This window comes from Allobosea sp., assembly GCF_036675845.1.
In the GTDB taxonomy this organism is placed as follows: domain Bacteria; phylum Pseudomonadota; class Alphaproteobacteria; order Rhizobiales; family Beijerinckiaceae; genus Allobosea.
In genome coordinates, this window is record NZ_JAKFED010000051.1 from 1 (window position 1) to 21,256 (window position 21,256).

At 67.4% G+C, this 21,256-nt stretch carries 20 protein-coding genes; 8 read left to right on the plus strand and 12 right to left on the minus strand.

Annotated features, from left to right (window positions below):
• From nudC to V6M56_RS05085, 6 genes are all read right to left on the minus strand, one after another.
• Positions 1 to 939 (minus strand): NAD(+) diphosphatase (nudC, locus tag V6M56_RS05060; protein ID WP_332681813.1); only part of this gene is annotated, 939 nt, incomplete at its 3' end.
• Between the two features lie 167 nt (positions 940 to 1,106).
• Positions 1,107 to 1,994 (minus strand): 3-hydroxyisobutyrate dehydrogenase, encoded by an 888-nt coding sequence (gene mmsB / locus V6M56_RS05065; RefSeq protein ID WP_332681814.1) that lies wholly within the window; start codon positions 1,992 to 1,994, stop codon positions 1,107 to 1,109.
• A gap of 199 nt (positions 1,995 to 2,193) precedes the next feature.
• A complete protein-coding gene (locus V6M56_RS05070) occupies positions 2,194 to 3,348 on the minus strand; it encodes an isobutyryl-CoA dehydrogenase (RefSeq protein ID WP_332681816.1) in 1,155 nt (384 codons plus the stop codon).
• Positions 3,345 to 3,767, minus strand: coding sequence for a type II toxin-antitoxin system VapC family toxin (locus tag V6M56_RS05075; RefSeq protein ID WP_332681818.1), 423 nt, complete (start codon positions 3,765 to 3,767; stop codon positions 3,345 to 3,347). The genes V6M56_RS05070 and V6M56_RS05075 overlap by 4 nt, the downstream gene beginning before the upstream one ends.
• Entirely contained in the window at positions 3,764 to 4,027 is a 264-nt protein-coding gene (locus V6M56_RS05080) for a FitA-like ribbon-helix-helix domain-containing protein (RefSeq protein WP_332681820.1), read from the minus strand. Before V6M56_RS05080 ends, V6M56_RS05075 begins: the two co-directional genes overlap by 4 nt.
• Positions 4,028 to 4,077: 50 nt before the next feature.
• Positions 4,078 to 5,574 (minus strand): CoA-acylating methylmalonate-semialdehyde dehydrogenase, encoded by a 1,497-nt coding sequence (locus tag V6M56_RS05085; protein WP_332681822.1) that lies wholly within the window; start codon positions 5,572 to 5,574, stop codon positions 4,078 to 4,080.
• A gap of 124 nt (positions 5,575 to 5,698) precedes the next feature.
• On the opposite strand from V6M56_RS05085, the gene V6M56_RS05090 reads away from it, so the two are divergent.
• Positions 5,699 to 6,640, plus strand: coding sequence for a LysR family transcriptional regulator (locus tag V6M56_RS05090; RefSeq protein ID WP_332681823.1), 942 nt, complete (start codon positions 5,699 to 5,701; stop codon positions 6,638 to 6,640).
• A gap of 18 nt (positions 6,641 to 6,658) precedes the next feature.
• Here V6M56_RS05090 and V6M56_RS05095 read toward each other — a convergent pair whose 3' ends face one another.
• From V6M56_RS05095 to V6M56_RS05105, 3 genes are all read right to left on the minus strand, one after another.
• Complete coding sequence (locus V6M56_RS05095; RefSeq protein WP_332681825.1) at positions 6,659 to 7,984, minus strand: GGDEF domain-containing response regulator; 1,326 nt, start codon at positions 7,982 to 7,984, stop codon at positions 6,659 to 6,661.
• Between the two features lie 174 nt (positions 7,985 to 8,158).
• The gene (locus tag V6M56_RS05100) at positions 8,159 to 9,919 is read right to left on the minus strand and encodes an ABC transporter permease (RefSeq protein WP_332681827.1); all 1,761 of its coding nucleotides are present in this window, start codon (positions 9,917 to 9,919) and stop codon (positions 8,159 to 8,161) included.
• Between the two features lie 34 nt (positions 9,920 to 9,953).
• Positions 9,954 to 10,937, minus strand: coding sequence for an ABC transporter substrate-binding protein (locus V6M56_RS05105; RefSeq protein ID WP_332681828.1), 984 nt, complete (start codon positions 10,935 to 10,937; stop codon positions 9,954 to 9,956).
• Positions 10,938 to 11,254: 317 nt separating this feature from the next.
• On the opposite strand from V6M56_RS05105, the gene V6M56_RS05110 reads away from it, so the two are divergent.
• The 5 genes from V6M56_RS05110 to V6M56_RS05130 all read left to right on the plus strand — a co-directional run bounded on the left by V6M56_RS05110 (position 11,255) and on the right by V6M56_RS05130 (position 16,292).
• Positions 11,255 to 12,637: an ABC transporter substrate-binding protein gene (locus V6M56_RS05110; protein WP_332681829.1), complete on the plus strand. Its 1,383-nt coding sequence runs from the start codon at positions 11,255 to 11,257 to the stop codon at positions 12,635 to 12,637.
• A gap of 99 nt (positions 12,638 to 12,736) precedes the next feature.
• The gene (locus V6M56_RS05115; protein WP_332681830.1) at positions 12,737 to 13,624 is read left to right on the plus strand and encodes a carbohydrate ABC transporter permease; all 888 of its coding nucleotides are present in this window, start codon (positions 12,737 to 12,739) and stop codon (positions 13,622 to 13,624) included.
• A complete protein-coding gene (locus V6M56_RS05120) occupies positions 13,621 to 14,460 on the plus strand; it encodes a carbohydrate ABC transporter permease (protein ID WP_332681831.1) in 840 nt (279 codons plus the stop codon). Before V6M56_RS05115 ends, V6M56_RS05120 begins: the two co-directional genes overlap by 4 nt.
• Before the next feature lie 150 nt (positions 14,461 to 14,610).
• Positions 14,611 to 15,579, plus strand: a complete 969-nt coding sequence (gene tal / locus V6M56_RS05125; protein ID WP_332681832.1) for a transaldolase — start codon at positions 14,611 to 14,613, stop codon at positions 15,577 to 15,579.
• Complete coding sequence (locus tag V6M56_RS05130; protein WP_332681833.1) at positions 15,576 to 16,292, plus strand: SDR family oxidoreductase; 717 nt, start codon at positions 15,576 to 15,578, stop codon at positions 16,290 to 16,292. Before tal ends, V6M56_RS05130 begins: the two co-directional genes overlap by 4 nt.
• Here V6M56_RS05130 and V6M56_RS05135 read toward each other — a convergent pair.
• Positions 16,286 to 16,807, minus strand: coding sequence for a hypothetical protein (locus V6M56_RS05135; RefSeq protein WP_332681835.1), 522 nt, complete (start codon positions 16,805 to 16,807; stop codon positions 16,286 to 16,288). The two genes, V6M56_RS05130 and V6M56_RS05135, sit on opposite strands and share 7 nt — an antisense overlap.
• Before the next feature lie 256 nt (positions 16,808 to 17,063).
• Here V6M56_RS05135 and V6M56_RS05140 point away from each other — a divergent pair, with 256 nt between their 5' ends.
• On the plus strand, positions 17,064 to 17,624 hold the full coding sequence (locus tag V6M56_RS05140; protein WP_332681837.1) for a YceI family protein: 561 nt from the start codon (positions 17,064 to 17,066) through the stop codon (positions 17,622 to 17,624).
• Entirely contained in the window at positions 17,621 to 18,193 is a 573-nt protein-coding gene (locus V6M56_RS05145) for a cytochrome b (RefSeq protein ID WP_332681838.1), read from the plus strand. Before V6M56_RS05140 ends, V6M56_RS05145 begins: the two co-directional genes overlap by 4 nt.
• Here V6M56_RS05145 and V6M56_RS05150 read toward each other — a convergent pair.
• Together V6M56_RS05150 and V6M56_RS05155 are read right to left on the minus strand one after the other, a co-directional pair.
• Positions 18,179 to 19,861, minus strand: a complete 1,683-nt coding sequence (locus V6M56_RS05150; RefSeq protein WP_332681839.1) for a thiamine pyrophosphate-binding protein — start codon at positions 19,859 to 19,861, stop codon at positions 18,179 to 18,181. The genes V6M56_RS05145 and V6M56_RS05150 overlap by 15 nt on opposite strands.
• Before the next feature lie 141 nt (positions 19,862 to 20,002).
• Positions 20,003 to 21,187, minus strand: a complete 1,185-nt coding sequence (locus V6M56_RS05155) for a CaiB/BaiF CoA transferase family protein (RefSeq protein WP_332681840.1) — start codon at positions 21,185 to 21,187, stop codon at positions 20,003 to 20,005.
• Between the last annotated feature and the right edge of the window lie 69 nt (positions 21,188 to 21,256).

The following is a 21,256-nucleotide window of genomic DNA, read 5'->3' on the forward strand; positions in this document are numbered from 1 at the left end:
CACCGCCCAGGCCTTCAGGATCGTGTTGGCGATCGCCATATGCGGCGGGCAGAACAGGTTGTCGGGGTGACGGCCCTCGAGCATCTGCAGGGCCTCCTCGCGGGAGAACCAGCGCCCGGCCTCGAGTTCCGTGCCGTCGAGCACGATGTCGTCGTTCAGCGCCTCGGCCAGGCAGCCGATCATCAGCGAGCCGGGGAACGGCCAGGGCTGCGAGGCGACGTAGCGGACCGTGCCGGTGCGCAGGCCGGCTTCCTCCCAGGTCTCGCGGCGCACCGCGTCCTCGAAGGTCTCGCCCGGCTCGACGAAGCCGGCGATGCAGGAATACATGCCGGGCGCAAAGCGCGCCTGCCGCGCCAGAAGGCATTTGTCGCCGCGCACGGCGAGCATGATCACGACCGGGTCGGTGCGCGGGAAATGCTGGGCCCCGCAAGCCTCGCATTGCCGCTTCCAGCCGGCCGAGCCGAGCCTGGTGGCGGCGCCGCACTGGGCGCAGCAGCGATGGCGCGCATGCCAGTCGAGCAGGGCCTTGCTCTCCCCGAGCGGGCCGAGCTCCTCCTTCGGAACCAGCCGCTTCAGCGCGACGCTGCGCAGGTCGGTGACCAGCAGCGTCGCCTGTTCGCGCAGCCCGTCGAGGAGGCCCTTGTCGAGCAGGCGGCCGAAGCGCGGGCTGCCGTCCGGGGCGGTTCCGAGGAAGACCTCGTCCTGGATCTCGCCCAGCCCGTCGGCCCTGGCGGCTTCGAACCAGACGGTCTGCGTCTCGGCGCCGGTGCGCAGCAGCAGCGGCGTCTCGCCTGCGACCATTGCGAAGCGCGCCTCCGGCAGGCCGCGCAGGCGTGCGACCTCGTCCGGCCTGTCCCGGAGCTCCGCATGCCGATCGAGATTGCTGGTGGCGAAGCCGGTCTGGGCGGAGCGTTCGCGGCGGTGGGAGGCGTCGTTCATGCCTTCCGTCCTAGAGCAGGATGCGAAAAAGTGGAAACCGGTTTTTCGCAAGAATCCTGCTCTAACCCTTTGGTGAGAGACGCGCGCTTTCGGTTCGACCGGAACGGCCGAATCAGAAGAATTCCTATGCGCGCGAATGTTCGCCGGCGACCCGCTGCGAGCGCCGCTCAAACCTCCGTGCGGCCGCGCAACAGATGGATGATGCCGGAGAAATCCGTGCCGCCTTCGCCCCAGGCATTGTGCAGGCCGTAGAGCTGGGCTGCGGCGGCGCCGAGCGGCGTCGAGGCTCCGGCTGCCTGGGCCGCCTCCTGCGACAGCTTCAGGTCCTTCAGCATCAGCGCCGAGGCGAAGCCCGGCTTGTATTCGTTGTTGGCCGGCGAGGTCGGCACCGGGCCCGGCACCGGGCAATAGGTGGTCAGCGACCAGCACTGGCCGGACGAGGTCGAGGCGACGTCGAACAGCGCCTGATGCGACAGGCCGAGCTTCTCGGCCAGCACGAAGGCTTCCGAGACGCCGATCATCGAGATGCCGAGGATCATGTTGTTGCAGATCTTTGCCGCCTGGCCGTTGCCGGCCTCGCCGCAATGGACGACCCGCCGGCCCATGGCGGAAAGGATCGGCTCGCCCTTGGCGAAGGCCTCGTCGCTGCCGCCGACCATGAAGGTCAGCGTCGCGCCCTTCGCCCCGCCGACGCCGCCCGAGACCGGGGCATCGAGCGACAGGCAGTCGCGCTCGGCCGCCAGCTTATGGGCCTTGCGGGCGCTCTCGACGTCGATGGTCGAGGAATCGATCACCAGCGTGCCCGGCTGCACCGCGGGCAGGATATCGGCGAAGACGCCGAGCACATGCTTGCCGGCCGGCAGCATGGTGACGACGATCTCGGCCTGCGCCACCGCCTCCCTTGCCGAAGCGGCGATGCCGACGCCGAGTTCGGCCGCTGCATCCTTGGACGCCTGCGACAGGTCGAAGGCGCGGACCGTGTGCCCCGCCTTGACGAGGTTGCCGGCCATCGGCCCGCCCATATTGCCGAGCCCGATGAAGGCGATGCTGGTCATGATTGGTTACTCCCTGAAGTCCTCGAACCTGCCTCGATGAGCACGGGGAACCCCTCTCCTGTAAGGAGAGGGGCAGGGGTGAGGTGTAGGCCAGAAATCGTTGGCCTGAACCCGATCGCGCGGTGAGCGCTCGCGGAACTGGTCCAGCGGCCTACCCCTCACCCTGCCCTCTCCCTCCGGGAGAGGGTTCCCCGCGCCTTCAATTCCCCTTGGCGCGGCCGACCAGCGAACGCGCCACGATCATCCGCATCACCTCGTTGGTGCCTTCGAGAATCTGGTGGACGCGCAGGTCGCGCACGATCTTCTCGATGCCGTAATCGGCAAGATAGCCGTAGCCGCCATGGATCTGCAGCGCCTGGTTGGCGACCTCGAACCCGGTATCGGTGGCGACGCGCTTGGCCATGGCGCAGAGCTTGGTCGCGTCCGGCGTCTTCTCGTCGAGCGCTGCCGCCGCGCGCCAGAGGAAGGTCCGCGCCGCTTCCAGCTCGGTCGCCATGTCGGCGAGCTTGAACTGCAGCGCCTGGAAGTCTGCGATGCGGCTCCCGAAGGCCTTGCGCTCCTGGGCATAGCCGAGCGCCTTGTCGAGGGCGCCCTGCGCCCCGCCGATCGAGCAGGCGCCGATATTGAGCCGCCCGCCATCGAGCCCGGCCATGGCGATCTTGAAGCCGATGCCCTCCGGCCCGATCCGGTTGGCGACGGGTACGCGGCAGTTCTCGAAGATCACCGCCCGCGTCGGCTGGGCGTTCCAGCCCATCTTCTTCTCATTGGCGCCGAAGGAGAGGCCGGGCGTGCCCTTCTCGACCACGATGGTCGAGATGCCAGAGGGTCCGGCCTCGCCGGTGCGCACCATCACGACATAGATGTCGGAAACGCCGGCACCGGAGATGAACTGCTTCTGGCCGTCGAGCACGTAGTGGTCGCCGTCGCGCACCGCCCTGGTCTTCAGCGCCGCGGCGTCCGAGCCGGCGCCGGGCTCGGTCAGGCAATAGCTCGCCAGATGCTCCATGCTGCAGAGCTTCGGCAGGAAGGCCTGCCGCTGCTCGTCCGCGCCGTAGCGGTCGATCATCCAGGCGCACATATTGTGGATCGAGATATAGGCCGCGACCGTCGGGCAGCCGGTCGAGAGCGCCTCGAAGATCAGCGCGGCGTCGAGCCGCGAGAGCCCCGAGCCTCCGACATCGTCGCGGATGTAGATACCGCCCATGCCGAGCGCCGCGGCGGCCCGCATCTCCTCGACCGGGAAATGCTTCTCCTCGTCCCAGCGCACGGCGTGCGGCGCGAGCGTCTCGGCGGCGAAGGACGCCGCCATGTCGCGGATGGCGATCTGGTCTTCGGTCAGGGCGAAGGCGGTCATGGCTTCCAGTCCGCGAGATGAATGATATGCGGGCGATAGGCGGATGCTTCGACTTTGCGGATAAAAACCTCGTCTGTCGTCACCATTCGCGCATTCTCGCGCACTGCCAAGGCGAGGTAGAAGCAGTCATAGGCCGAATGACCGATTTCCATCGCGTAAGTCATTGCGCGGTGTCGCAAGAAGACCGACGGCTCCAAATGCGCGAACCAGCGCGGAAGGAATTCGAGACCGTCAAGCGCGCGTTGCACACGATCGGCACGGTCCCGGATATTCATCAGCAGAACGTTGGTGACTTCCGGGATCACCAGGTCGGGGGCGATGAGAGGGCGGCCTTTGTGAAGCAGCAGCTCCGCCTCCTCCGATAGCGGCATCGCTATCGTCCATCGCACCGCGACGCTGGCGTCCACGACATGGGTCATTGCCGATCGAAGGCCAGCTCCAGATCCTCGAACTCATCGTCGCGGCCCCATCGTATCGCCGCTCGAACATCGACTTCTTCCTTGGCGAAGGCCGATCTCAACCGACGGGAGGCTGCGACGAGTTCGTCCGGGGTCAGTGGCGCCGCGCTCTTGAGAATGTTCCGTAACTCTTGCTCCAGCGAGCGCCCGTTCATCTCGGCGCGCGCCTTCAGCGAAGCTATCGTCTCATCGTCGATATTGCGGATCAGAACCTGAGCCATGACCAAAGTCCCAGTGATATCGGAAATGATATCACTGCCGCGGTCGCTCCTCAACCCATCGTCGGGATGACGAAGCTCGCACCGTCCTTGATGCCGGAGGGCCAGCGCGCCGTCACCGTCTTGGTCTTGGTGTAGAAGCGGATCGAATCCGGGCCGTGCTGGTTGAGGTCGCCGAAGACGGAACGCTTCCAGCCGCCGAAGGTGTAATAGGCCAGCGGCACCGGGATCGGCACGTTGATGCCGACCATGCCGACCTGGACCTTGGAGGCGAAGTCGCGCGCCGCATCGCCGTCGCGGGTGTAGATCGCGGTGCCGTTGCCGTATTCGTGGTCGTTGGTCAGCTTCAGCGCCTCGTCATAGCTCTCGGCGCGCAGCACGGAGAGCACCGGGCCGAAGATCTCCTCCTTGTAGATCCGCATGTCCTTGGTGACGTTGTCGAACAGGCAGCCGCCGACATAGAAGCCGTTCTCGTAGCCCTGCATCTTGAAGTCGCGCCCGTCGACGAGGAGCTTGGCACCTTCGCCGATGCCGACATCGACATAGGACCTGATCTTCTCCATCGCCGCCTTGGTGACGACCGGGCCGTAATCGGCGGAGGAATCGGTCGAGGGGCCGATCTTCAGGCTTTCGACGCGCGGAATGAGCCGCTTCACCAGCTCGTCGGCGGTGGCCTTGCCGACCGGGACGGCGACCGAGATCGCCATGCAGCGCTCCCCGGCCGAGCCGTAGCCGGCGCCGATCAGCGCATCGACCGCCTGGTCCATGTCGGCATCCGGCATGATGACCATGTGGTTCTTGGCGCCGCCGAAGCACTGCACCCGCTTACCGTTGGCGCAGCCGCGGGCGTAGATGTATTCGGCGATCGGGGTCGAGCCGACGAAGCCGATGGCCTTGATGTCGGGATCGTCGAGGATGGCGTCGACCGCTTCCTTGTCGCCGTTGACGACGTTGAGGATGCCGGGAGGGCCGCCCGCTTCGACGAACAGCTCGGCCAGGCGCATCGGCACGCCGGGATCGCGCTCGGACGGCTTCAGGATGAAGGCGTTGCCGCAGGCGATGGCGGGGCCGAGCTTCCAGAGCGGGATCATCGCCGGGAAGTTGAACGGGGTGATGCCGGCGACGACGCCGAGCGGCTGGCGCAGCGAGTAGATGTCGATGCCCGGGCCGGCGCCGTCGGTGAACTCGCCCTTCATCAGGTTCGGCACGCCGAGCGAGAACTCGACGACCTCGACGCCGCGCTGGATGTCGCCCCTGGCGTCGGGAATGGTCTTGCCGTGCTCGCGGGCGAGCAGTTCGGCGAGCTCGTCATTGTTCTGCGCGATCAGGTCGAGGAACTTCATCAGCACGCGGGCGCGGCGCTGCGGGTTGACCGCCGCCCATTTCGGCTGGGCCTCGGCGGCGTTCTCGACCGCGGCGCGCAGCTCGGCCTGCGAGGCCAGCGCGACCTTGCCGATCACGCTGCCGTCCATCGGCTGGTAGATGTCGGCCGTGCGGCCGGATGTGCCGGCGACATGCTTGCCGCCGATGAAATGACCGACCTGACGCATGGCGTCCTCCCTGATTGTGCTGCGAAAGTCCTGCTTGCGGTTACCCCTACCATTATCGTTTGTGCACGGCTATAGGTAGTTTGTGGCAGATGTCGTGCAGAAAAGCAGATATGGAGGGAGCGTCATGGAACGGTTCGACTGGGACGATCTGCGCTTCTTCCTCGCCGTCGCCCGCTCCGGCCGGCTGACGGCCGCGGCCCGCCGGCTCGGCGCCGACCATGCCACGGTCTCGCGCCGCATCACCTCGCTGGAGGAATCGCTCAAGGCCAAGCTGTTCGAGCGCCGGCCGCAGGGCTACGCGCTGACCGGGCATGGCGAGCAGTTGTTGGCCAAGGCCGAGAGCATGGAGACCGAGGCGCTCGCCATCCAGAGCGAGATCGGCGGCGCCGACATGGCCCTGTCCGGAACGGTCCGGATCGGCGCGCCGGACGGTTTCGGGACCTCGTTCCTGGCACCGCGCCTGGCGTCGCTGGCCAAGGCCTATCCGGGGCTCGAGCTCCAGCTCATCGCCATGCCGCGCCTGCTCTCGCTGTCGAAGCGCGAGGCCGATGTCGCGATCACCCTGGCGCCGCCCAAGGAGGGCAAGGTCGTGGCGCGCAAGCTCTGCGACTACCGGCTCGGCCTCTACGCCTCGCAGAGCTATCTCGACTCGATGCCGCCGATCACGGCGCCGGAGGACCTCTTCGCCCATCGCATCGTCGGCTATATCGACGACCTGATCTTCACCCCCGAGCTCGACTATCTCGACGAGATCGCCAAGGGCCTGCGGGCCCAGATCCAGAGCTCGAGCGTCATCGCCCAGATGAACGCGGTCGCCGCCGGGGCCGGCATCGGCGTCATCCACCATTTCATGGTGCCCGCCGAGCCCCGGCTGGTACCGGTCCTGCCCGGAAGCGTCTCGATCACGCGTTCCTTCTGGCTGCTGGTCCATGCCGACCTGAAGGAGGTCGCCCGCGTCCGGGCCATCGTCGATTTCATCGTGCGCGAGGCGAAGTCCTCCCGCGCCTTGCTGATGGGGGAGCAGCCTGCCGGCGCCGCCGCGCAGCCGGTCGCCCTGGCCGATTGAGCCCTGCGGCGCGCGGCATCAGGCCGCCTGGATGCAGACCCGGTTGCGGCCTTCGCGCTTGGCGGCATAGAGCGCGCGGTCGGCGGCGATCAGCGCCTGGTCGAAGCTTCCGTCCTCGTCGATCTCCGCCACGCCGATCGAGGCGGTGAGAGCGACCTGGTGCGCGCCGAGCGTCACGGTCTCATGGGAGACATCGAGCCGGACATGGTCGCTCCGGCGCATGGCCGCCTTGGCATCGAGGCCGGGAAACAGGATGGCGAATTCCTCGCCGCCGATGCGGGCGAGCAGCGTGCTGCTGCCCTCGACCGACTGCGCGAGGCAGCGCGCCACGCTTGCCAGCGCCCGGTCGCCAAGGTCGTGGCCATGGCTGTCGTTCAGCTGCTTGAAATCGTCGATGTCGAGGATCGCGATCGCACTCTTCAGCTTGCGCCTGTGCGCCTCGGCGATCAGCTTCGGCGCCTGCTCGAAAAAATGCCGGCGGTTGAACAGGCCGGTCAGGGCGTCGCGCGACGCCAGCTCATGCAGCTGGGCGAGCTGCGCCAGCGTCTCCGCATTGCTCGCGATCCGGCACTGCAGCTCTTCGGGAACGAAGGGCATGGAGATGAAGTCATTGGCGCCGGCTTTGAGGAAGCCGACCGAGACCATGCGGTCGCTGGACGAGGAAATCCCGATCACGCGCAGCTTGTCGGCCGGGAAGCGCCGGCGAATGCGCCGCGTCAGCTCGTAGCCATCCATGTCCGGCATGTTGTAGTCGCTCACGACGAGCCGAAGGTCGGGCGTCGTTTCGAGAAGCGACAGCGCCTCGGTTCCCGAGCCGGCCTCGATCACGTCGTATTGCTGCACTCTCAGCATCCGAGCGAGCAGCTTGCGCGTTGCCGTGACATCGTCGACGACGAGAATGCGCGTCTCGCGATTGGTCAAGGCGCGGCCGACGGCGCTCACGACCATGTCGAGCGCGAAGGCACTGTCCTTCGGGACATAGTCGATGACGTCGCGCTCCATGATCCGGTTGCGCGTCTCGATGTCGAAGCTGGCGGTGTGGACGATCGTCGGGATGCCGCGCTGGACCGTGAAGTCGATGGCTTCGCCATGCGGAGCGTCGGGGAGGTTCAGATCCACGACCGCCAGGGTGTAGGGCGCGCGGTTCTCCGTGACGGCCTCGTGCAGCTCGTTCAGCGATCGGCAGGCGACCAGAGGCAGGCCGATTTCGTCCGTCAGGCGGCGACACAACGCTAGCGAATACGTCTTGGAGTCCTCGACGACGAGAATCTTCCGGTCGTCCTGATCGGGCCGGTCATCCTGATCGGGCGTGGCGTTGGCCCGGACGGAGGCGCGGTACTTCATAGGCGTGGTCCTCGGGGCGCGCCGGTTCGTCGCGCTCGATGGTCGATGGCGGGTGGTCGATGGCATGACCCGGCCCGCACGCCGCGACGTTGACGGCGAAGGGTAAACGCCGGCTTAAATGCCCCGCCTCCGGCCACGGCGCGAGCGGCGGGTCAGCCCTGCCTGCCGGGATTGTCATATCCGCCAGGGCAGGATCTGCGCCGGCAGGCGCCGCCCGGCGAGGTCGAGCCCGAGCATGGTCAGCAGGATCACGAACGAGGCGCTGATCGCGACCGCTGCCGCCTCGCCGGCGAGCCCGGCCTCCTTCAGGCTGAACAGCACGACGCCGAGCGTCTCGGTTCCGGAAGACCAGAGCAGGGCCGAGACGGTCAGCTCGTTGAAGGCGACGAGGAAGACCATCAGCGCACTCACCGTCGCCGCCGGCGCCAGGATCGGAGCGACGATGAAGCGCAGCATCTGCCAGAGCGTGGCGCCGTCGAGCTTCGCCGCCTCCTCGTGATGCGCCTCGATCTGCGCCATCGCCGCGACCGGCGCCTTCAGCGCCAGCGGCAGGAAGCGCGCAAGATAGGCGAACAGGATGATGAAGGGGGTGGCGTAGAGGCTGACGCCGAGCAGCGGCAGCGGCTTCAGGAACAAGAGGATGCAGGCGATGGCGAGCACCACGCCGGGCAGCGCATAGGGCAGTTCGATCACCAGCTCGACCGCGCGCCTGAACCGGCCCATGCGCCGCTCCAGCGCATAGGCGAAGGCGATCGAGGTCAGCGCCAGGATCAGCGCGGCGCTGCCGGCGAACAGGAAGGAGTTGCGGAAGGCGCGCACCGTCACGTCCTGCCGCAGCAGCACCTCGGCGAATTTGTCGAAGGTCAGGCTCTGCCAGGAAAGTGCCACGCCGAGCGCCGGCGTCAGCGCCTCGCCGAGCAAGGCGAGCAAGGGCAGGCCGAGCTTGAGCGCGAGCAGCAGCCAGAGGCCGCAGGCAACGAGCGGGCGGGCGCGGCCGAGCCGCCAGAACGGCTGCAAGGGCCGTTCGATCTCGACCCTGCCGCCGCCCCGCCGCATTGCCAGCATGCCGGCGACGATGCCGAGCCCGGCGACCAGCGCCACCAGCAGCGAGAGCGCCGCCGCGTCCGGCAGCCCTTCCGGGCCGAAGCTCGAGAGCCGGCGATAGATCAGCGTCGGCAGGGTGAGGTAGTTCACCGGCAGGCCGAGCAGGGCCGGGATGCCGAAATTGCCGATGCCGGCGACGAAGGCGAGCAGGGCGGCGGCGACGATCTGCGGCCGCAGCACCGGCAGCAGGATCCGCCCGACGATCGTCTGCGGCGAGGCGCCTTCCATCTGCGCCGCCTCGACCAGCGAATGCGGCACGCTGCGCAGGCCGGTCCAGAGCGTGATCGCGACCAGCGGCGCATGATGCAGCGCCATGACGAGGATGATGCCGAACCGGCCGAGCATCGGGTTTTGCGTGCCGGGCGCGGGAGAAAGCCCGAGCAGCGCCAGCGCCGGCGAATTCGGCGCGAACAGGCTGAGGAAGGCGAGCGCTGCCACCTGCGGCGCGACCATCATCGAGAAGACCAGGCAAAAGGCGAGCGGGCGCTTGCCGCGCAGATCGGTGACGGCGAGCAGCAGCGCGAATGTGCCGCCGATCAGCAGCGCGCCGAGCGCCGAAAAGCCCGCGGTCTCGAAGCTGTGCCAGGTCGCCCTGACCGCAGCCCGGCTGCCCATCTCGGCGAAGGCGGCGCCCGGCGCGAACTGCCAGCCGGGCGCGAAGGCGGCGATGGCGAGCCGCAGGAAGGGCAGGGCGCCGAGCAGCGCCGCGGCGAGCGCCACCGCGACCGGCAGGCCGAGGCCGGCGGGCAGCCGAAACGGCGGCAGCGCCAGACGCAAGCGCGCCTGCCGCAGCCCGGGCTGCGGCAGCTCTGTCGGGGCGGCGAGCGTCATGTCCGCGCGCCCGGGCCCGGTTCGCGGCAGGGCTTCACTCGAAGATCGCGCTGAAGCGCTTGCGCGCGGCCGGCTCGTCGGCGAGCGCCTTGGCGGCGTCGAACGGCATCAGCTTGATCGCGTCGCGGGCCGGATAGCCGGCCGGCAGCGCCACCTGCGGATGGGCGGCGACATAGCCCTGCTTCAGCGCGAGCTCCTGGCCTTCCTTCGAGATCAGGAAGTCGACGAAGGCCTTGGCGGCTTCCGGGTTCCTGGTGTTCTTCAGGATCGCGACCGGCTCGCCGACCGCCGAGACGCCTTCCTTGGGGAAGACGAACTCGACCGGAGCGCCCTTGGCCTTCTCGCGAATCGGCATGAAGTCGACGATCATGCCGTAGAGCTTCTCGCCGGTGGCGACCTGGCGCAGGACGTCGCCATTGGCGCCCGAGGCGAGCGCCCCGTTCTTCTGCAGCGCCTCGTAGAAGTCCCAGCCGCCCGGCAGGTTGCCGGTCAGGGTGACGGTGTGGATCATCGCCGCGCCCGAGTTCAGCGGGCTCGGCATCGCCAGGAGGTTCTTCGCCTCGGGCCTGGCGAGGTCGAGCCAGCTCGCCGGCTTCAGCGCCGCCTTGGTGTTGTAGACGATGCCGGTGGTGATCAGCTTGGTGGCGAACCAGAAGCGGGCGGGGTCGTGGATGCCCTCCGGGTAGGCCTCGGTCTGCGCCTTGTCATGGGCGAGCAGGCGGCCTTCCTTCTTGAGGCCTTCCATCGTCACCGCATCGGCGATCAGCAGCACGTCGGCCTGCGGCGCGCCGGCCTCGAATTCGGCCCGCAGCTTCGCCATCACGCGCGGCGTGCCGTCGCGCACGAAGCTGATCTCGACATCCGGGTGCTTCGCCTTGAAGGCGTCGATCGTCTGCTGCGCGTCGGTATTGGGCTGGCTGGTGTAGAGCACGAGCTTGCCCTGTACCGCGGCGGCGCCGTCGACGGCGGGGAGGGCGAGGCCGAGCGCGAGCGCGGCGGCGATTGCGTATGAGCGCATGGAAGTCTCCGGTGGACCTTGTGGAGGGAAGGCTTGCATCCGCATTCCGATGGCGCGGTGTGCGGCTCCTCCGCGAGGCGGTTAAGCCGCGTTGACGACACATCCATGACAATGCTGCTCTCGCGTGCGACCAGCCGCCGGCGCAGGCGCCGACGCGCGGTCCGGGGGCGGGGCGCGCGGCCGGTGCTCCCCCGATGTCTGGATTGTGCGAATTTCAGGCATTCGGACGGCTTGTTTATGGGGGGGCTTTTCGACTAGGGTTCGGCCCAAGGCGGCGAGAAACGCTGAATCTAAACGTTTTAAATGGGAGGTTTTCGATGAAATCAATGCGTAGCCTGGTGGGAGGCGCTGCCCTGGCCGCACTTGCGGTCGGCTGGTCCGGTGCTGCCCTTTCGCAGGAGACGGTGACCGTCTGGTTCACCAAGGGCTTCTACAAGGGCGAGGACGACGCGCTGCTCTCCGTCGTCGACAAGTTCCAGAAGGCGACCGGCGTCAAGGTCGACCTCTCCCTCTACGCGACCGAGGATTGCGTCACCAAGTCGGTCGGCGCGGTTCAGGCCGGCACGCCGCCGGATGTCGGCTTCTGCACCACCTATGATTTCCGCACCACCGGACAGTGGGCCTTCGAGGGCAAGCTCGAGGACGTCACCGACGTCATCGAGCCGCTGAAGGGCGACATCCTGCCGGATGCGCTCGTCACCACCTTCCTGATGAACGACAAGACCAAGAAGAAGGCCTACTACGCCTTCCCGGTCCAGCAGCAGATGATGCATATCACCTACTGGAAGGATCTGCTGGAAGAGGCCGGCTTCAAGGAAAGCGACATCCCGAAGAGCTGGAACGGCTACTGGGATTTCTGGTGCGACAAGGTCCAGGGCGCGCTGCGCGCCAAGGGCAAGCGCATGTATGCCGTCGGTCATCCGCTGGGTGTCGCGGCCTCCGACACCTTCTACAGCTTCCTGACCTTCGCCAACGCGCATGACGCCAAGGTGGTCGACGAGAGCGGCAAGATCGTGCTCGACGAGCCGAAGAACAAGGCGGCGATGGTCGCGGCGGTCAAGGACTACGCCAGCATCTCGTCGCGCGGCTGCACTCCGCCGTCCTCGGTCAACTGGCTCGATCCCGACAACAACGTCGCCTTCCACAACCGCACGATCGCGATGACGCACAACGCGACGATCTCGATCGCGTCCAAGCATCTCGACGACATGAACAATGCCGCGCTCACGCAAGAGCAGCGCGACCAGGCCAAGAAGAACTATTACGACAACATCCGCACCACCCAGTTCCCGAACAAGCCCGACGGCAAGCCGCTGCCGAATTTGGCTGCGGTGAAAACCGCGGTCGTCTTCGCCGACGGCAAGAACAAGAAGCGCGGCAAGGAGTTCATGGCCTTCATGATGAAGGACGAGAATCTGCGCCCCTTCGTCGAGGGCTCGCTCGGCCGCTGGCTGCCGACCACCAAGTCCGGCCTCGCCAGCCCGTTCTGGACCGACGGCAAGGATCCGCACCGCGCGCTGGTCTACAAGCAATTCAGCTCCGGCACGATCCCGTTCCAGTTCGTCTACAACTACAAGTTCACGGCGGTGAATGCCGAGAACGTCTGGGCCAAGGCCGTCAACCGCGTACTGGTCGACAAGGTCTCGCCTGAGCAGGCGACCGACGAGATGATCGCCCGCATCAAGCAGATCGCCGGCTGACGCCTGGCCTCGCTGCCTGACAGTCAAGGCATCCCGCGGCCTCTCGCCGCGGGATGCTGACCCGTCTCGAATGGCCGGGCGCAGAAGGAGAACAAGAAGATGACCGCCGCAACGATGGCAGCCTCCAGCCTGGCTTCGAGCGACGCGACCTCCGGGCAGGCGCGCGACCGCGCCTTCTGGGGCGTGCTCATGCTCGCGCCCTATATCCTCGTCTTCGCCGTGATGGTGGTCTATCCGGTCGCCTACGGCCTCTGGATCGGCCTGAACTTCGAATCCTACAAGGCGCTGTTCGCGGACCCGATCTTCTTCCGGACCGTGGTCAACACCGTCATCTTCCTGTTCGTCGCGGTGAACCTGAAATTCCTGATCGCGCTCTTCCTGTCGGGGTTCTTCGTCGCCCAGCGCGCCTGGGTCCGCTTCGTCCTGGTGCTCTTCATCCTGCCCTGGGCGGTGCCCTCGATCCCGACCATCCTGTCCTTCCGGGTGATGCTGAATCCCGAGAACGGGATGATCAACCAGCAGCTCTTCCAGTGGTTCGGCATCATGGAGGGGCCGGGCTGGCTGACCGATCCGACGCTCGCCTTCGCGAGCTCGATCGTGGTGCATATCTGGAAGTCGCTGCCGTTCTGGACGCTGATCCTGGTCACCGGGCGGCTCGCCATCGCGCAGGACCTCTACGAGGCCGCCAGCGTCGACGGCGCCAATAAGTGGCAGCAGTTTCGCTTCATCACCTGGCCCTCGCTGGCGACGCTCTACGTGACCTCGACGCTGCTCTCGATGATCTGGACATTGGGCGACTTCAACAGCGTCTACCTGCTCACCGGCGGTGGTCCCGGCGATCTCAACCATGTGCTGGCGACGCTCGGCATCCGCTATATGCGCAACAACAACCTCGATCTCGGCGTCGCCTCGATCATCGTCGCCATGCCGCTGATCCTGCCCATGGTCTGGTTCATGGTGAAGCGCCTCTCGAAGGGAGCCGAATGATGAAAAGGCTCCTCGACGAGAGCAAGCTGATCCTGATCGCCATCCCCGTCCTGCTCTGGACGCTGCTGCCGATCTACCATCTCTTCGTGCTGTCGATCTCCAACCAGGAAGCGATGCTGGCCGGCAAGCTCTGGCCCGAAAAGCCGACGCTGCAGAACTTCCAGATCGTCTTCAACCAGCAGCACTATTACCTCAACAATTTCTGGCTGCAGCTCTTCAACAGCTTCCTGATCGCGATCTCGACCGGGCTGCTCACCCTGTTCATCGCGACCTGCGCGGCCTTCGCGATCTCGCGGCTGAAGGCGCCCGGCGGGCGCTCGATCATGAATTTCGCGCTGGCGACCTATCTGATCCCGGCCGCCTTTCTCGCCATCCCGATGTACAAGGCGATGGGCACCTTCGGCTTGCTCAACACGCGCACCGCGCTGATCCTGGCCATGGTGGCGCTGGCCTCGCCCTATGCGATCTGGGTGCTGAAGCAGGCTTCCGACAAATTGCCGAAGGAGCTCGACGAGGCGGCGATCATGGATGGGGCGACTTCGCTCCAGCTTTTCCGGATGGTCTATCTGCCGCTGATGAAGCCATCCATGGTGGTGATCGGCATCTATGCGCTGCTGCTCGCCTGGAACGAGTATCTCTACGCCTTCCTGCTGCTCTCCAGCGAGAGGGAGCTGCCGCTCGCCGTCGGTCTCGGGCTTTTCCTCTCGGCCGACGACGCGCCGTGGAACCTCCTGATGACGGCCGGCCTGATCTACGCCATCCCGCCGGCGGTGATCTATTACGGCTTCCGCAACAACATGGTCGCGGGGCTGACCTCGGGCGCGGTCAAGAGCTGACGGCGCCTCGCCGTCATTGCGAGGAGGCGAGGCCGACGAAGCATCCAGCCGACGTGACGCAACGCTGGATTGCTTCGCTTGTGCTCGCAATGACGCGCGGCAGGCGCCATATTGGCGGAAAGCCTGGCCGCACATTCCAAGGGTAGATAGATGACCGCTTCCAAGCTCGAACAGCTTCGCGCCATGACCACCGTCGTCGCCGACACCGGCGACATCGAGGCCGTGCGGCGCCTGAAACCAGTGGACTGCACCACCAACCCGACCCTGATCCTGAAGGCGGCCGAAACCCCGGCCTATGCGCCCCACGTCGACGAGGCGATCGCCTGGGGCAGGCGTCAGGGCGGCGCGGGTGCGGTCAATGCCGTCTGCGACCGGCTCGCCGTGACCTTCGGAACCGAACTGGCGAAGATCGTCCCCGGCCGCGTCTCGACCGAGGTCGACGCCGACCTCTCCTTCGATACGCAGGCCTCGATCGAGAAGGCCCGCGCCATCATCGCCGCCTATGCCGAGCGCGGCGTCGGGCGCGAGCGCATCCTGATCAAGGTCGCCTCGACCTGGGAAGGCATCCAGGCCGCCCGTGTGCTGCAGGGCGAGGGCATCGACTGCAACCTGACCCTGCTCTTCTCGCTGCCGCAGGCGGTCGCCTGTGCCGATGCCAAGGCCTTCCTGATCTCGCCCTTCGTCGGCCGCATCCTCGACTGGCACGTCAAGGCCGGTGGCGGACCGTACACGCCCGAGACCGATCCCGGCGTCGTCTCGGTCCGCAACATCTACGGCTACTACAAGAGCCATGGCATCGAGACGGTGGTGATGGGCGCCTCCTTCCGCAACACCGGGGAGATCGAGGCGCTCGCCGGCTGCGACCGGCTGACCATCGGCCCTGGCCTGCTCGACGAGCTTGAGGCCGCGACCGGGGAACTGCCGCGCCAGCTCTCGCCCGACAATCCGGGCAAGGCGCCGGAGCGGCTCGTCCTCGACGAGAAGGCCTTCCGCTTCGCCATGAACGAGGATGCGATGGGCAGCGAGAAGCTGGCCGAAGGCATTCGCGGCTTCGTCAAGGATCTGCGCGGCCTGCGCAAGCTGGTCGCCACTCGGCTGGAAGAGGCGAAGGCCGCGTGAGCGCAGGCTTCTCGGCCCGCATCGCTGTCGTCACCGGCGGCGCCAAGGGCATCGGCCGCGCCGTCGCTGCCCGGCTGGCGCAGGACGGGCTCGAACCGGTGGTCTGGGATCTCGCGCCCGGCGCCGGCGGCCATGGCTTCGTCGCCTGCGACGTCTCCGACGAGGCGCAGGTCGCCGAAGCGCTTGCGGTGACCGAGCGCGAGCATGGCCCGGTCGCCGTGCTGGTCAACAATGCCGGCTTCACCGGCCCTTCGACCAAGGTGGCGGAGACGCCGCTGGCGCAATGGCAGAAGGTCCAGGCGGTGAACCTGACCGGCACCTTCCTGTGCTCGCGCGCGGTCGCGGCCGCGATGCTGGCGCGCCGCTATGGCCGCATCGTCAACATCGCCTCGCTCGCCGGCAAGGAGGGCACGCCGACGCTCGCCGCCTACAGCGCCGCCAAGGCCGGCGTGATCGCGCTGACCAAGGCCCAGGGCAAGGAACTCGCCGGCAGCGGCGTGCTGGTCAATGCCGTCGCTCCGGCCGCGATCGAGACCGAGCTACTGCTACAGATGAGCGAAGAGACGGTCGCGACGATGGTCGCCAAGAGCCCGTTGAAGCGGCTCGGCACGGTCGAGGAACTGGCGGAGCTCGTCGCCTGGCTCGCCAGCGAGAAGTGCAGCTTCTCGACCGGTGCGGTGTTCGATCTGTCGGGCGGCCGCGCGACCTACTGAGCCGGTGCGGCCGAGGCTTCGGCCTCGACCTCCCGCACCGCGGCGAGTGTCGCCGCAGGCGGGTTGCTGGCGAAGAAGGCGCGCCCGCCCGCGGCCCCTGCCTGGATCGCCTGCTGCTGCGCCTTCGAGACCCGGCGCGTCTCGCCCAGGGCCGTGAAATCGCTGGCGACATGTTCGGACGACGCCCGTCCGTCGAAGACGACGACGCCGCTGCGCGTCACGACGATATCGCCTTTGCGCAGCGTCGGATCGCGCAGATACCAGTAGGCATCGCTGGCCGGGTCGAGCTTGACAGCCGGCTTCGCCGCCGCCGCCGCCGCGCGCGGCTTCTGGCGTTTCGGCTTGACCGTCATCTCCATCATCTCCATCGGGTAGCCGATCGCCGCCGGCGGCACCGGGCGCGTGCCGAAGACGCGCGCCAGATCGTCGAAGAAGCCGGCAGCGTGCGCCTGCGGTGCCAAGGCGAGCCCGATCGCGCCCGCCATTCCCATCGCCAGAATCGTCCGCCGCGTCATTGTCCTGCTCCCTGCTCGTGCTTTCTGAAACGAGGCTCGAACCAGAAAGTTCAATGGCGCCGGCAGTCGGCTTTTCGCGGCGAGTGGCTCGGCGCGGATCGTCGGGAGCGATTTGGCCCGGGCTGGCTTGGCTCGGCAGGCAATGATCGCTGGGCCCGCGACGGCTCTGCCGGTTCGGCCGTGGCACCGGTTTCAACTCTTCGTGTGAGGTCGCTTCCGTCAACGCAAAGCCATGTTTCGGGCAGCCCCTGATCGAATGAACCGCACCGCCTTGCTTGTTCTCGCGCTTGTTGCAGCCGATGCGGCGGCTGCCCAGACGTCCTGGCCGCTTCGGCCGGGAGCGGGCGAGATCGGCTTTGTCGCGCGCCGGTTCGGCGTGCCGACCGCCACCGGCCAGTTCCAGCGCTATGAGGGGGTCGTGGCGCTCGATTTCCGGCGCCCCGAGCGCAGTCGCATCCGGATCAGGATCGAGACGGGCTCGCTGCGGACCGGGACAGCGCTCGTCGACGACTTCATCAAGGGCGAGAGCATGCTCGATTCCGCCCGTCACCCTTTCGCCAGCTTCGTCTCGGAGGAGGTGACCCGCACGGGAGAGCGCAGCCTGGCGATCCAAGGGAGGCTGACCATTCGGTCGATCACCCATCAGGTGACCGCGACAGCCGTGGCCGGTGACGATCCCGGCGCGGCCGAGCGTGGTGGGCGGTTGCAGTTCCAGGCTGGCGCAGCCTTCTCGCGCGCGGCCTTCGATATCGGCCGCGACGTCAATATCGTGGACGATCAGGTCGAGATCGCGATCAAGGGGCGGCTTTCGCGATGACGGGAGCACTCGCCAGGCCGCCAGGCTGGCATCCTGCCCTCATCGGCCTGCACTGGCTGACGGTTCTGCTCATTGCCGGCCAATATGCCATCGCCAGCGTGATGCTCGATGAGAGCCGCGATCTCTTCGGCCGATTCATCTGGTACCAATGGCACAAGTCCATCGGCCTGACGCTCGCTCTGTTCGTCGTGCTGCGGCTCGCGCTCCGCCTCGCCCTGCCGGCCCCGGAACCTCTGCGCCTGAGCGTCTGGCAGCACCGGGCGGCGCAGGCCGTCCATGCCGGCCTCTATCTCTGCCTGATCGGCCTGCCGGTGACCGGGCTGCTGACGGTCTCGGCAGCCCCGATCCAGATCCCGACCCTGTACTTCGGCTGGTTTGCGGTGCCTCACCCGATCGGGCCGGACAAGGCGACCTATGAGCTGATGCGGGCCCTGCACGACCTGGCCTTCGGCGGCTTGATCGTGCTGGGCCTCATCCATCTCGGCGCAGCGCTGGTCCACCAGTTCGTCTGGCGGGACGGCCTGCTGCGCCGGATGTGGTTTCGCCGCGAGGGCTCAGGCGTCCTGTGACGCCTGAGCCGCGAAGGCCTCGGCCCGGATCGTCGACAGCGATTTCGCCGGGGTGATCGCTTCCGGATCGAGCAGGCAGTGGATGATCGCCGGCTTGCCGCTCGCGACCGCGCGCTCGAAGGCCGGGGCGAACTCGGCCGTGGTCTCGACCCGCTCGCCATGGCCGCCGAAGGCCTTGGCGTAAGCGGCGAAGTCCGGGTTCTTCAGCGTCGTCGCCGAGACGCGGCCGGGATAGTGCTTCTCCTGGTGCATCCGGATCGTGCCGTACATGCCGTTGTCGATGACGACGACGATCACCGGCAGTTCGTATTGCATTGCCGTGGCGAAATCCTGCCCGTTCATCAGGAAGCAGCCATCGCCCGCAAAGGCGACCACTGTTCTTTCGGGGAAGAGCCGCTTGGCGCCGATCGCGGCCGGCACGCCATAGCCCATCGAGCCGCAGGTCGGGGCGAGTTGCGTCGCGAACCTGGTGAAGCGGTGGAACCGGTGCACCCAGGTCGCGTAATTGCCGGCGCCGTTGCACAGGATGGCGTCGGCCGGCAGCGTCCGCCGCAGCCAGGTCACCATCTCGCCGGGATGGAACGTGCCGGCGACGGGCGCCGGCTGCTCGCTCCAGCCGAGATAGGCCTCATGCGCCTCGGCGGCGGCGCCCGCCCACGGAATCTCCTGCGGCGGGTGCACCGTATCGAGCGCGGCGCAGAAGGCCGTCGGCGAGGCATTGATCGCCAGCGTCGGCTTGTAGACCCGGCCGAGCTCTTCCGGATCGGGATGGACATGCACCAGCGGCCGTCCCGGATTGGGGATGCCGAACAGGGTGTAGGACTGGCTCGGCATCTCCGAAAGCCGCCCGCCGACCAGCAGGACGAGGTCGCTCGCCTGGATGCGCTTCAAGAGCTTCGGATTGGGGCCGATGCCGAGATCGCCGGCGAAGTTCGGATGATCGGCGGGAAACAGCATCTGCCGGCGGAAGGAGACCGCGACCGGCAGGTCGAAGCGCTCGGCAAAGCGCTGGAAGCGCTCGATCGCCTGCGGGTCCCAGCGCGAGCCGCCGAGGATCGCGACCGGCGACTTCGCCGCCCAGAGCCGCTTCTGCAGGTCGGTGGTCTGCAGCGGGGAAGGGTGCGTCTCGGTCGCCTGGTAGGGCTCGGCATCGGCGACGTCGGCGAGGTCGGTCAGCACGTCCTCGGGCAGCGCGATCACCACCGGGCCGGGGCGGCCTGCGGTCGCGACATGGAAGGCGCGGCTGATGATCTCGGGGATGCGCGCCGCATCGTCGATCTCGGTCGCCCATTTCGTCATCGTGCCGAACACGGCGCGGTAGTCGAGCTCCTGGAAGGCCTCGCGCTCGCGCATGCCGCGCTCGATCTGGCCGACGAACAGGATCATCGGCGTCGAGTCCTGGTCGGCGATATGGATGCCCGGCGAGGCGTTGGTCGCGCCGGGGCCCCGCGTCACGAAGCAGATGCCGGGCTTGCCGGTCAGCTTGCCGGCCGCTTCCGCCATCATGGCTGCGCCGCCCTCGGCCCGGCAGATGGTGACCTTGAGCGAAGCGTCGTGCAGCGCGTCGAGCACGGCAAGATAGCTCTCGCCCGGCACGCAGAACGCATCGGTCGCGCCGTGGATCAGGAGTTGGTCGACGAGGATCTGCCCGCCGGAACGTGGTGCCATTGCCCCTATCCTTCTCGCGAGCCCTCATCCTGAGGAGCCGCGCAGCGGCGTCTCGAAGGATGCTCCAGAGCGCGCTGGAACCATCCTTCGAGACGCGATCTGCGATCGCTCCTCAGGATGAGGGCTGAGGGTGTCATGATGTCAGTGTCGCCCATGCCAGGCGGGATCGTTCAGAATCTCGTCTTTGTGCTCGCCGAGCTGTGGGCTCGGCCGGCCGGCGACCTGACGCACGCCGTCGATCACGATCGGCGAGGCGACGCTCGGGATCGCGCCGGCCTTGGCCGCGGCGTTCGGCAGCTCGACCTTGATGCCGCGGGCGATCACCTGCGGGTCGGCGAAGACCTCGCCGATATCGTTGATCGGCCCGGCCGGGACGCCGGCGCCTTCCAGCGCCGTCAGCAGCTCGCCCTTGTGCCGGCGCGCGGTCAGCGAGGCCAGCATAGGGATCAGCACGGCGCGGCCGGCGACGCGGCCCTTGTTGTCGGCATAGTCGGCATGGCTGCCGAGATCGGCCCGGCCTAGCACCTCGCAGAGCCGGCGATACTGCCCGTCATTGCCGGTCGCGATGATGATGTGGCCGTCGGCCACAGGGAAGACCTCATAGGGCACGATATTGGGATGGGCGTTGCCGAGCCTTGCCGGCGCCTTGCCCGAGACCAGATAGTTCAGCGCCTGGTTGCCGAGCACGGCGACCTGGGTGTCCATCAGGGCAAGATCGATCGTCGCGCCTTCGCCGGTCTGGTCGCGCCGGCGCAGCGCCGCCAGGATGCCGACGGTGGCGTAAAGGCCGGTGAAGATGTCCGTCTTGGCGTAGCCGGCCTTGGTCGGCTGGCCGTCCGGCTGGCCGGTGATCGACATCGAGCCGGCCATGCCCTGGATAAGGAAGTCGTAGCCGGCGCGCTCGGCATAGGGGCCGTCCTGGCCGAAGCCGGTGATCGAGCAATAGATCAGGCTGGGATGGAGCTTGCGCAGGCTGGCGGCGTCGAGCCCGTATTTGGCGAGCCCGCCGACCTTGAAGTTCTCGATCACGATATCGGCGTGGCCGGCGAGCTGGCGCACCAGCGCCCGGCCTTCCTCGCTGCGGAAATCGGCGGTGATCGAGCGCTTGCCGCGATTGCAGGCGTGGAAATAGGCGGCCGACAGGTGCTCGCCGCCCTGGCCTTCGACGAAGGGCGGCCCCCAGGAGCGGGTATCGTCGCCCTCCGGACTCTCGACCTTGACGACGTCAGCGCCGAGATCGGCGAGCAGCTGGCCGATCCAGGGCCCGGCGAGAATGCGCGCCAGTTCGAGAACGCGCAGGCCGGAAAGGGGAGGGGAGCTGGACATGGCAATCATCCGCGTCGTCATGGTCGGCCTTGAGCCGACCATCTCTTCGGGAGTCTGGTTCTGGGAGAG